This window comes from Streptomyces platensis (assembly GCF_008704855.1).
Lineage (GTDB): Bacteria > Actinomycetota > Actinomycetes > Streptomycetales > Streptomycetaceae > Streptomyces > Streptomyces platensis.
Genome location: NZ_CP023691.1, coordinates 439,895 through 451,435, shown reverse-complemented (window position 1 = coordinate 451,435; position 11,541 = coordinate 439,895). Strand labels below are relative to the sequence as shown.

The 11,541-nt window shown below is 69.2% G+C and carries 8 protein-coding genes; 1 reads left to right on the top strand and 7 read right to left on the bottom strand.

The genetic code is table 11. The features are described 5' to 3' along the window. Window positions 1–150 precede the first annotated feature (150 nt). The 7 genes from CP981_RS01995 to CP981_RS01965 form a co-directional block, all read right to left on the bottom strand. Entirely contained in the window at window positions 151–2,217 is a 2,067-nt protein-coding gene (locus CP981_RS01995; protein ID WP_085923117.1) for a glycoside hydrolase family 31 protein, read from the bottom strand. 77 nt (window positions 2,218–2,294) lie between these two features. Then, the gene (locus CP981_RS01990; protein WP_085923118.1) at window positions 2,295–3,179 is read right to left on the bottom strand and encodes a carbohydrate ABC transporter permease; all 885 of its coding nucleotides are present in this window, start codon (window positions 3,177–3,179) and stop codon (window positions 2,295–2,297) included. After that, complete coding sequence (locus CP981_RS01985) at window positions 3,176–4,144, bottom strand: carbohydrate ABC transporter permease (RefSeq protein ID WP_244329495.1); 969 nt, start codon at window positions 4,142–4,144, stop codon at window positions 3,176–3,178. Before CP981_RS01985 ends, CP981_RS01990 begins: the two co-directional genes overlap by 4 nt. Window positions 4,145–4,205: 61 nt before the next feature. After that, window positions 4,206–5,453, bottom strand: coding sequence for a sugar ABC transporter substrate-binding protein (locus tag CP981_RS01980; RefSeq protein WP_085923119.1), 1,248 nt, complete (start codon window positions 5,451–5,453; stop codon window positions 4,206–4,208). A gap of 179 nt (window positions 5,454–5,632) precedes the next feature. Then, on the bottom strand, window positions 5,633–6,418 hold the full coding sequence (locus CP981_RS01975; protein ID WP_425282106.1) for an SDR family NAD(P)-dependent oxidoreductase: 786 nt from the start codon (window positions 6,416–6,418) through the stop codon (window positions 5,633–5,635). 51 nt (window positions 6,419–6,469) lie between these two features. Further along, window positions 6,470–7,888 (bottom strand): cytochrome P450, encoded by a 1,419-nt coding sequence (locus tag CP981_RS01970; RefSeq protein ID WP_244329494.1) that lies wholly within the window; start codon window positions 7,886–7,888, stop codon window positions 6,470–6,472. 1 nt (window position 7,889) lies between these two features. Continuing rightward, window positions 7,890–9,422, bottom strand: a complete 1,533-nt coding sequence (locus tag CP981_RS01965; RefSeq protein ID WP_085923121.1) for a prenyltransferase/squalene oxidase repeat-containing protein — start codon at window positions 9,420–9,422, stop codon at window positions 7,890–7,892. Between the two features lie 329 nt (window positions 9,423–9,751). On the opposite strand from CP981_RS01965, the gene CP981_RS01960 reads away from it, so the two are divergent. Then, window positions 9,752–11,245 (top strand): DUF4334 domain-containing protein, encoded by a 1,494-nt coding sequence (locus CP981_RS01960; RefSeq protein WP_244329493.1) that lies wholly within the window; start codon window positions 9,752–9,754, stop codon window positions 11,243–11,245. The last annotated feature ends 296 nt before the right edge of the window (window positions 11,246–11,541 follow it).

Here is an 11,541-nt window from a genome sequence, read left to right as displayed (position 1 = left end):
AACCACCCAGAGTGACCAGTTTCCCCCACGGAAGTGGCCATTCCTGCTCATTTCGCCCGAGCGCCATTACTCACAGTCCCATAGTGCCTGCGCGAAAAGAATCGAACAAGCTGCACTGATACGCAGGGATCGAGGCAGAAGCCCCCTGGTTCAGCCCGGAAACCTCACATCCAGGGTGGACCCGCGACGTACGAAGACGGGGAGGCATTCCAGTGGAGCGTCAGCTGTGGTGGTCCGGCCGCCGTCATGGTCATTTCCTGTGGCGGCGGCCCTCCATTCGGCACCGGCCGGCAGGTAGACCTGGCGGCGACGTTCACCGAGTCGGGTCACCGGGGAGATCAGCAGGTCCGGGCCGCACAGGAACTGGTCCTCGACCGTCCACGCGGCCGGATCGTCGGGAAAGTCGAAGAACAGCGGCCGGATGACCGGTGCACCGCAGTCGGCTGCGGAGACCATCTGACGGTGGAGATACGCACGAAGGTCCTGGCGTAGCCGCAGCTGCCGGGTCAGGATCCGGTAGGCCTCCTGCCCGTAGGACCACAGTTCGTTGGGTCCCCCGCTTCGGCCGGCAGGGAAGGCGTCTCGCGGTTCGCGGTGGCCGTGCATCCGCAGCAGCGGGCAGAAGACGGCGAACTGGAACCAGCGGATGAGCAACTCCCGGTAATCGGGGTCGTCCGGGTCGCCACCGTGGAAACCTCCGATGTCGGTGGTCCACCACGGAATGCCACTCAGGCCCGCGCTCAGCCCGGCGCGCACCTGCGCCGCGAGTGCCTCGAAGGTGGCCGGGATGTCACCCGACCACAGAGCCGCCCCGTAGGCCTGGCTGCCGGACCAGGCGGAACGCACCAGACTGACGGGAACGTCTTCGCCCTCGGCCCGCATGTGCTCGAAAAATCCGCGCACATGTTCGCGCGGATACAAGTTGGCCACCGCCCGGCCAGGCCCCGCCGCGTAACGCAGGTTGCCGAATTGCTCGGGATACATCTCTGGTTCGCAGGCGTCCAGCCACCACAGCCGGAAGCCGAGATCGTAGTAATTGCGCTTGATACGGCTCCAGATGTAGTCACGAGCCCGCTCGTCGGTGGGGTCGTAGAACACCACGGGCAGGGGCTTGTCGCCGACCTGGCTGTCGGGGAAGACATGCTGGAAGGGCTGGCCGTGCTCCGTTCCCAGCAGCAGCCGCTCATCCCGCATGGGGCAGTAGTTCTCGCTCACGACGCTGACGGACGGCCACACGGACACCAGCGGCCGTACGCCCATGCTCGCCAATTCCGCCACCATGCCGGCCGGGTCGGGCCAGTCGGCAGCATCGAAGCGCCAGTCGCCCAGATGCGGCCAGTGGAAGAAGTCCACGGCGATGACCGACAGCGGAAGTCCCCGGCGCCGGTGTTCGCGAGCGACGCCCAGCAGTTCCTCCTGTGTCCGGTAACGCAGGCGGGACTGCCACAAGCCCAGGGCCCATTCCGGCAGCACGGGAGCGTGTCCGGTGGCATCGGCGTAGTTGGCCATGATGCCGGCGGGAGTCGGAGCGGTGGTGATCCAGTAGTCGATCTGATCGGCGGCGTCGGCGACCCACCGGGTCTGATTGGCGGCCAGCTCCACACGTCCGACGGCGGGCAGGTTCCACAGCAGACCGTAGCCCCGGGAGGAGAGGGTGAAGGGGATGGTGACCTCCCCATTGCGCTGCACCAGGTCGATCACCATGTGCTTGTGGTCGAGGCGCCCGTGGGAGTGCTGGCCCAGCCCGAAGAACTGCTCCCCGTCATAGGCGGCGAAGCGCTGGTCCAGCTGATAGCGGCCCTCGCCGGCCGGTGTGAACGTGCGGGGACCGGGCCAGGCGAAATGACCGACGGACTCCCGCAGCAGCTCGGTTCCGTCCTGCGTGCGTGCGAAACGCAGGTGGCCCTGGGGAGACAGCTCCACCCGCAGCCGCCCGACGGTGAGGATCCGGCTGCCGTGGGGGCCCACGCCCAACTCCGCGGCCACGGCGGCAGGGGGCGCACTCAAAGCTCCCGGCAGGTCGTCGCGCACCCGATGACGGGCCGAGCGCACCCGGACACTGTCGGCTCCCCAGGGCTCCACCCGCAGTACGTGCTCGGCGTCACCGAACTCAAGGCCGACGGCCGGATCGGAGGAGGCGGGAGGCCGGGAGCCGGTCCCGGCTGCGTCGGACGTGGCGGCGGAGGGTGCGGGACTTGTGCCGTCGGGCGGAGACATGCTGCTCCTTTCTACAGGGCGGGCTGTCGTACGGGTCAGTGGCGGTGCAGGGGCACGAGTGGCGCTTTACGGCGCGGTCAGTCCGTGACCGCTTCATTGATGACTCCGGCGGCGATATGCCGCTGGGCAATGGTCAGAAGCAGCGCGGCGGGCAGGGAAGAGATGACGGCGGTGGCCATCACCGAGTCCCAGGTGGTGATGTTGGTGCCGCCACCGATGTAGTCGTACAGACCCAGCGTGATCGGCTTCCACGTGGTGGTGTTGAGATTGAGCGTGGTGGCGAACAGGAAGTCACCCCATGCGAAGAGGAACGCGAAAAGGCCTGCTGTGATCAGCGCGTTGCGGGATATGGGGAGCACGATCCGCCAAAAGGTGCGTACCGCACCCGCACCGTCCAACGCCGCTGCCTCCAGCAGAGATCGGGGGATGGCCGTCATAAAGGCCCGCAGGATGAGTACGGCAAAGGGGACGGCAAGCGTGGCGTCGGCCAGGATCAACGCCAGGGCCGAGTTGAGGATCTGGACCGAGGCGAAGATTTGGTACAGCGCGTTGGCCATGACGATGCCGGGCACGAGTTGGACGACCAGCAGCACGCTCAGGAGCGTCCTGCCGCCCGGGGAGCGCAGCTGCGCCAGCGCGTAGGCCGCCGGCGCAGCCAGGGTCAGCGTCAGGACCGTGGCGCCCGTGGCGATGATCAGGGATGCCAGTAGATGGCCCCCTTGCTGGGACAGCGCGTCCCGGTAGCCGGTGAGCGTGCCGCCGAGGGGCAGCCAGTGCGGTGACGGCCGGGCCAACTGCTGATTGGTCTGGAAGGATGCGTTCACCATCCAGTACAGCGGGAACAGCATGATGGCGACGACGGCGACACCGAACGCGGATTTCGCCCAGGTGGCGACGGCCGAACGGCTCCGTCCGCCACGGACCGTGGCGGGCCGGCCCCGGGCAGCGCGGGCGGCGGTCATGCACGGGCTCCAGGATCAGCGCGCAGCGCGCGCAGGTACAGCAGGGCGAAGACGGCGGCCACGACGATGAGCAGATCACCCGCGGCTGCGCCGAGCCCGAACTCCGACAGTCCGCCGAAGGACAGCTGGTAGGCGTAGGTGGTGATCGTGTGGGTGGCGTTTGCCGGGCCACCCTTGGTCATCACCCAGATCACGTCGAAGACCTTGAGCGTGTAGATCAGGCCGAGCGTCACGACGATGCCGACCACGGGGCCGATCTGGGGCAGGGTGACATAGCGGAACTGCTGCCAGCGGCCGGCGCCGTCCAGGGAAGCCGCTTCATACAGCTCCGCCGGGATGGCCTGCATTCCGCTGTGGAGGATCACCATGTTGAACGGCACACCGATCCAGATGTTGCAGATCAGCACTGCCGCCATCGCGGTGTGGGGGGTGTTGAGCCACGGCACCGGGTCCTGGACCAGATGGAGGGTGAGCAGGATTTGATTGACGACGCCGTTGCTGGTGTCGAGCAGCCACCGGAACAGCGTGCCGGAGACGACCAGGGGCAAGAGCCAGGGGATCAGCAGGAGCGACCGCAACAGCGGGCTGAGCGGGAACGAGCGGTGAAAGAACTCCGCGAGCCCCAGGCCGATCGTGAACTGGAAGAAGAGCGATCCCGCAACAAAAACCACGGTGTTGACGACGGCAGTGGCAAAGGCGGGAGTGCTCAGCAGCCGGCGGTAGTTGCCGAGGCCGATGAACGGGGCGTTGCCGCTGTAAAGGGAATTGATGTCGTAGTCCTGGAAGGACAGCACCACATTGCGGGCCAGAGGGTAGAGGTAGAAGACCGCGACGAACACGACGACCGGCACGATGAACCCGATCCCGAGCCGTCTGTTGCGAGCCGCCGGAGCCACGGAGCGGTCCGGCGGCGGCCTTCTGCCGCCGACGACCGCCGCCGAGTTCTTGGGCACTTCCGGAACCACGGCTACCTTTCCGGGAGGGTGACCGTCAGCGTGTACCAGACACGGGTCGGCGGCTCGGTGCTCATTGCGTCGCCTGCTTCTGTGCGTCGGCCAGCGCCGCGCTGGGCGACTTACTCCCTGACAATGCTGCCTGCACCGCGGTCCACAGCGCCTGCGAGTACTTCGGATAATCCGGCCCGACTTCCGCCGTGCGGCTCTTGGCGCTTCCGATGGTCTCCACGAAGGTCTTCATCGTGGGAACAGCGGCACTGAATTCCGCGGTCACCTTCGGGTCGGACGGCACGTAATTGGTGAGCTTGGCCCACTCCAGACTGTTTCCCTTCGACACCATGCACTTGATGACCTCGACCGCCTTGCGAGACTTGTCCCCACTGCTGCCGGCCGCCCACACCTCACCGCCGAGCGCACCGGAGGAGGTTCTCCCGGCAGGGGCGGGTACCGGCACGATGCCGAAATCCTTCATGCCTGCCTTTCGTAGCAGGGGAAGCTCCCAGGGGCCATTGATCATCATAGCCAGCGAACCGTTGGTGAATTGCTCCCCGACATTCATCTGATTCCAGCTGAGCACGTCCTTGGGTGCCGAACCGGACGAGACCAGGTCCTTCAGGAGGCGCAGCGCCGACACGGCCTCCGGCGAATCGAGCTTCTTCAGGGAAGCCCCGGCGCTGAAGAAGAAGGACTCGAACTGGAAACTGCCTTCTTCGCTGGCCGGCACGGCAAAGCCGATTCCGTGCACCTTGTCGCCCTGAGTCAGCTTCTTGGCCGCGATGCGCAACTCATCCCACGTCGCAGGCGGCTTGACGCCCGCCTTCGCAAGCATCGAGGTGTTGTAGTAGAGCGCCAACTGGTTCACACCGGGCGCCACACCGTACTGCTTACCCCGGTATTTACCCGCGGCGACGATGTTCGGATACAGTCCGTCGGTCTTCACACCGGCCGCGCCGAGGTCGACAAGCGCTCCCGTGGCGGCGAGCTGCTGGAGGTCAGGATTATCCAGGAGAATCAGGTCCGGTAGCGCCCGACTGTTCGCCAACTGGAGCACTTTTGTGCGCAGGTCCGGCACAATCTGCCGCTTGATGACAACCCCCGCCAGCTTGCCGCACCGGGTGAGCTGCTTGGTCAGCGCACTCCGCCCGGGTTCCGAAATATAATAGTCCATTTCGGTCAGGGTGATCTTGCCGCTGCCTTTTGCAGGCCTGGGCGGCGAGCTGTCGCCACCGCAGGAAGTCAGCAGCAGGCCAGCTGCGGTGACCGTCGCCGTGAAAGCCCCGACTGGCCGGGTGCGACGGCATTTAACGGAGGTGCGCATGGCGGCTCCAACGAGAAATCGGTGCGCAGACACTGCTCCTGGGTATGCCGGGATTGTGACGCAGAGCTCGTGGAGCCATCGGGCAGCGCGCGGGGTGACACCCGGACGGCAGCCCGACTTTTATTACGGGACAGCCAGCCCGAAAGCGACACCGTGGCGGTCGGGAAGCGCGAGGCCGCCTACTTGGCCAGGTAACCACCGTCGACCACATGGTCGCTGCCCGTCACGTACGAGGCGTCGTCGGACACCAGGAACGCGATGAGTGCGGCGACTTCGGCCGGCTGCGCGGTGCGCCTCAGGGGGACGGCGGTGAGGAGACGGTCGGTGGCTCCGGGCGGCAGCGAGGTGACCATGGGGGTGTCGACGACGCCTGGTGACACCGACACGACCCGGATGCCCTGGTCGGCGTATTCGCGCGCCGCGGTCCGGGTCAGGGCGAGGACGCCCTGCTTGGCGGCGGTGTAGGCGGCGTGCCCTCGGAAGGTCGCATGTGCGGCGATGGAGGCGAGGTTGACGATGACGCCGCCCGTGGTGGCCATCGCGGGGAGCTGGCAGCGCATCGCGTGGAAGACGCCGTACAGGTTCACCCTCATGACGGTGTCGAAGTCGGCGGGCGGGAGTTCGGCCAGTGGGCTCAGGGGCCCGTTGATCCCGGCGCTGTTGACCGCGATCCGCAGGCCGTCGCGCAAGGTGGCGGCTTCCGTGACGACGCGGGTGACGCTGTCAGGGTCGGTGACATCGATGCGGCGGGCCAGGGCGGTGCCACCGTCCGCGGTGATCTGCCGGGCCACACGGGTCGCCCCGTCCTCGTCGAGGTCCGCGACCACCACCACAGCACCGTCCGCGGCCAGCCGCCGGGCACACGAGTCGCCGATCCCGGAAGCGCCACCGGTCACCAGGGCGACCCGGTCCCGCAGCCGGCCGGGCTGCGGTCCGCCGTGTGACATCTGTGCGGGCACTGGCATGTGTGACTCCTGGCAAGGGAAGGGCAGGCGGGAGAGGCCGAGCCGTGCGGATCAGGACGGGCGGGCATGCGCCGTGAGCGGCAGCCGGTCCGGGCGCAGGACGGTGCCGACCAGCGCCCGCACGGGGGTGGAGCCGGCAGGTGTCAGGCGCCGGTGAGCGGTGAACGCGACCAGTGCCAGCATCAGTTCGGTCCAGGCGAAGTCTTCCCCGATGCACAGTCGGCTGCCGGCCCCGAAGGGCAGATAGGTGTGACGCGAAGACTTTGCGGCGTCGGCGTGCGACCAGCGCTCAGGCTCGAAGTCGTCCGGGTTCTCGTACAGCTGCGGATCGTGGTGCAGGGCGTACGGGCTGAAGAACACCTCGGCGCCGGGGGAGAGCGACACGCCGCCGAGGGTGACCGGCCGCACCGCACGGCGCATCAGCAGCCACGACGGTGGATGCAGCCGCAGCACTTCGGTCAGCACCCTTCGTGTGTGGACCAGTGCGGGAAGATCCTCGATGCCGGGAGGCCGTCCGGCGAGGACGGTGTCGAGTTCGTCGTGGATCCGCCGCTGCACGTCGGGCCGGCGGGAGATCTCGTACAGCGCCCAGGCCAGGGACGCACTGACGGTGCCGGTACCGGCCAGGAACAGGGTGATCAGTTCGTCGGTCACTTCGGCGTCGGTCAGGGAACCGTCCGGGCCGCCCGTGGCCAGGAGCATCGAGAGCAGATCGCCGCGGTCCCGGCCATCGGCGCGGTAGGTCTCGACGATGCGGTGCTGGACGGCCACCAGCCGGCGCAGCGGGCCGGGCTGCGGCGGCCGCCAGCCGACCGGCAGCGGGAGACGTTCCGCCCAGGCGTGCAGCGGTGAGAGGGCAAGGCGCATCGCGTGGTACTTGACGGACAGCCAGTCCCGGACGGCGGTGCGCAGTTCAGGGTCCTGGGGATCCGCGAAGAGGGTGCGCAGCAGGATGTCGAGCGTCAGGCGGTGGATCTCCGGTACCAGGTCGAGAGTGGTACCGGGCTCCCAGACAGCGGCCCGTGCCAGCGACCTTTCGGACATGATGCGGGCGTAGCCGGCGATCCGTTCGTGGTGGAAGGCGGGTTGCATCAGCCGGCGGTGGTGGAGGTGGCGGTCGCCGGCGGCGGTGATCAGCCCGTCGCCGAGCGGCTCGCGCAGGGCGTCGAACATCGCGCCCTTGTCGAAGGCGCGCGCCTGCACGGTCAGCAACTCCCGGACGATCTCGGGCGAGTTGACGGTGTGTACCTGCCGTGGGCCGATGTAGATCCTCGTCACCGGCCCGTGGCGCCGCAGCTCCCGGACGAAGCGCAGCGCATCACGGTGGATCCAGGGGGCGTGCCCGGCCAGCGGCACGCGGCCGGGGGCGACGGGGGCTCCGGTGGGGGCATCGGCGACGGTGTCTCCCGGGCCGCCGGTGAGCCGTGCACCGCTTCTGCTCCTGCCGGTCCTTGTCGTTCCCGGCCACATGTCAGTCCTCCCTGTGAGCGGAGGCGGTGGGTCCCGCCGCGTGGTGGAGGCGGCGCTGCCCGGCAAGGAGGCCGCCGACGGCAAACGCCTGGGTGTGGGTGGGGTAGTGCGTGAGGAGCGGTCGCGGGCCGTACATCAGAGGTACGCCCGGCCAGGTGCCGTCGTCGCGCTGGTTCTCCACGAGGTAGCCGAGTCCCGGCGCCCAGTGTTCCTCGTGGAGCAGACCGCCGTGTTCCAGGGCCGTGAGCGCCAGTCCCGTTGCGGCGGGAGCGCTCGGGCCGGTCGCTTCGACGGGCCAGCCACCATCGGGGTTACGGCATGCGGCCAGCGTCCGGGCGGCGGGGTGGCCTCCCTCAGGTACGGCCGCAGCGAGGGCGGGAAGGACCTCGGCGGTGGCGTACGGCAGTCCCCGGTACCACCCGGGGTGCCAGCATCCCTGCTCGCGGAGGCGCTCGGTGAGCCAGCCACGCGCCGCGGCCAGTTGCACGCGATGGCGGTCGGAGTGGCGGTCCAGTGCGGTGACGACATGGGCCACCACGTCGTCCACCGGAGGGTCCCCGGCGGACTGCCAGGTCCGCCAGAGACCGTCGGCCGTCTGCTGCCGGGCCAGGTGACGCAGCCCGGCCCGGAGCGTCGTTTCGGGCGCGCCGCTCGCGCCGCCCAGAGCGATCAGGACGGCCGCGGTGGTGTCGTTGTCGGACTCGACACCCAGGCGGTACGGCCAGCCGCCGTCCGGGTTCTGTGCCGCGACCAGGAACGCGACGGCGGACGGCAGCCCGTGGCGGTCGAAGGCCGCCGCGCCGTGAAAGGCACGCATGGTCAGCGCGGTGTCCCAGACGTCGCTGGTGGAAAAGCGCCAGGTTCCGTCGGGGAGTTGGCTGGTGAGAAGGTACTCCGCACAGCGGCGGGCGGCAGCCGTGCCGGGGGCGGCGGCCTGGAGCGCGAGTCCCGCGAGAGCGGTGGTGACCGGATTGGCGAAGAAGTCACCCGACAGGGATTGCTGTTCGGCGACCATACGGGCGGCGTGCCGGGCGGATATCCGGTCGCCGAAGTGGGCCTCCACCAGGGCGTGCGCGGACCAGAGTTCCACCTGGGTCCAGCGTTTGAGCCGCCCCTGGGCCGCGACCGCGGTGGCCAGCTGGGTGCGCAGCGCGGCGGGACCGGTACCGCCGCTGGTCGCTCGGCCGGTGTAGAGGGCGATGGCCTGGAGGAGCCGGGCGCGGGCCGACAGCGCCCGGTCCGCGAAGGAGGGGTGGCTCACGTCGATGGGGCCGCCGGTGTCCAGGGCCAGGGACAGCAGTGCGGTCTCCACGGCATGGGCCACCGGATGGTGGTTCTGCGGGGCGGCGCCGTGGGCGAGCCAGGCCCGGCCCCGCTCGGCGGCTCGGACGGCGCCGGGGTGCGGAGAGCGTGCCAGGGCCAGCGTGCACAGTGCGGTCTCCGTGATGCGAGGGGCGGGGGTGGCCAGCCATGAGCCGTTGTCCCGCTGGGTGGAGAGCGTATGCCGGGTGGCCAGGGCAAGCGCACGGCTCACACGTGTGGCGAGGGTGGGCGAGAGCTGCGCGTCCGGAATGGACGGTAACGCAGGTCCTGTTGACATCTGACCCCTGTCTTCCCTGGTTCCGCTGCCGCTTCGTGGACGTGACTGATGCGTTGGCGTGACTCATGCGTGGACGTGATTTATGCGTGGGCGTGACGCATGCGGCGATCTGACGCACCGCGTGGAGACGGCCCGAGGTGCTATCGACTGGCCGGGCCGGGGAGGCGACGCGGCCGCGGGCAGACGCACCGGACCGGCTGCGGGCGGGCCGAAAAGGCTCGGAGCGCAGGAACCCGCACGAGCGCGGGACGTAGCCTGACGCCGTGAACACTGCGCGGCCGCTCGGCCACCCTCCCCGGGAGATCGTCTCCATAGCGGAGACATGCTCCGCCGCATTGCAGAGCATGCCGCGACTGGAGATCTGGCTTAAAGAGCTCGGGCTGCCCGTGGACCCCGCGCTGGTTCCCCTGATGTGCCTTCAGACGGCGTTCTTCACCCCTTGGCTGCCTCCGGAGACCTGCTACCGGATGGCCCGGCTCACGGTCTGGCTGATGGCGATCGACAACGTCCTGGACGCACCGGACGCACCGGACGCGGCGACTTGCGGCCCGGACGGGACCCCGACCCGCGTCCGGGCCTGGCACCGGGTCCTCGCGGGGCACGACAACGACGGCGACAGCGACGGCGACCGCGCGGGCGTCAGCGACGACCCCATCGCGCGCGCTCTGGCGGAGATCGCCCGGGACCTGGACCGCGAGGGCCGACCCGAACTTACCGCCGTCTGGCGGAAAAGCATGCATCAGACGCTCATCGGCATGCAGTGGGAACGGGAGGCGGCCCGGACAGCGGCCGCCGGTGGTGGCGTCACCGGGCTGACGGACTATCTACGGCACGGCGCCTGGACCATCGGCGTCGAACAACAGGTCACCGCGCTGTGGGCCCTCATGGACGAGCCGGGGCTGTCCCGGCGTCTTCCCCTGCTGCTCGACGCGCTGCGCCAGGCCGCGACCGCCATCCGCCTGCTCAACGATCTGCGCGGCCACCAACGGGAACAGTCCGAGGGGAAGTCCGACGCGCTCGCGTTCGGCCTGACCGAGCAGGAGGTGTACCGGCGCGCCGAGGCAGGGCTCGAAAACTGCCGGCGGGCTCTGGCTCCGCTCACCGCGGCCGGGTACGGTTCCGCGGTGGCACTGGAGCGGGTGGCGCTCTGGCATGCGCGGATGTACCACCACTTCGATCCCGTACGGCCCGGCCAGGAGGTCACCGCACCCCTGCCGGGCGGATCGGGCAGCGCCGCCCCCGTCCGGCACTCACCATTCGTCCCCCAACCGAGGGAGGCCCCGGCCATGAGCATTGAGCAGGAGGTTCTGGACGTCATCGCGTCCGGAGGGCAGTGCGACAACGCGAAGCTGACGGAGCTGTTCGACCGGCTCGAACCGGTCGACACCGATCTCCTCATCGGTACCTGGCAGGGCGGCGCGTTCGAGCACACCAGTGAGAACGCCGCGCTGCTGACGAAGATGCGGTGGTACGGGAAGCGGTTCGTCGACGCCGAGCACGTGGAGCCGCTGCTGTGCCGCGACGAGGACGGGACGGTCTTCTCGTACGAGGAGATGGGCCTCGCCACGTTGCGTGAGGTCGTCCACCGCGGCAAGCAGTCCACGGCGATGGTCTACGACCAGCTGCCCATCATCGACCATTTCCGCCGGCTGACCGACAACGTCCTGCTGTGCGTGATGGACAAGAAGGAATCTCCCACGGATTTCTTCTTCCACCTCACCCGGGTACCCGCATCGCCGCCCCGGCCATCCAGGTAGGTCAGCGTCGCGCGGGCGGCGGCTTCGGCGTCGGCGGCATGCTGACCGGCCGCCACCGGCACAGGTTTGCCGGTGCCGGAGACGAAGGCCTCGGCGAGCAGGAGGCGGGCCTGCCCGGCGGCGAACCGCTCAGGCCGGGTGGTCGCGCTCGCTTCCGGGGCGAGGATATGCAGACGGGAGAGCATCCATGCGGTCTGGGCGACCCCGGTGGCCAGCGCTCCGGCACCCGCAGCGGCCGACCACGGCCGGTTGCCCTCCCCGCTGCGGGCACGGCCCAGCACACGCCACGCGTCGCC

Bases quoted from the DNA above. Each gene is read 5' to 3' on its own strand.
- CP981_RS01995 (WP_085923117.1), bottom strand. From the start codon at position 2,217: ATGTCTCCGCCCGACGGCACAAGTCCCGCACCCTCCGCCGCCACGTCC.
- CP981_RS01990 (WP_085923118.1), bottom strand. From the start codon at position 3,179: ATGACCGCCGCCCGCGCTGCCCGGGGCCGGCCCGCCACGGTCCGTGGC.
- CP981_RS01980 (WP_085923119.1), bottom strand. From the start codon at position 5,453: ATGCGCACCTCCGTTAAATGCCGTCGCACCCGGCCAGTCGGGGCTTTC.
- CP981_RS01975 (WP_425282106.1), bottom strand. From the start codon at position 6,418: ATGCCAGTGCCCGCACAGATGTCACACGGCGGACCGCAGCCCGGCCGG.
- CP981_RS01970 (WP_244329494.1), bottom strand. From the start codon at position 7,888: ATGTGGCCGGGAACGACAAGGACCGGCAGGAGCAGAAGCGGTGCACGG.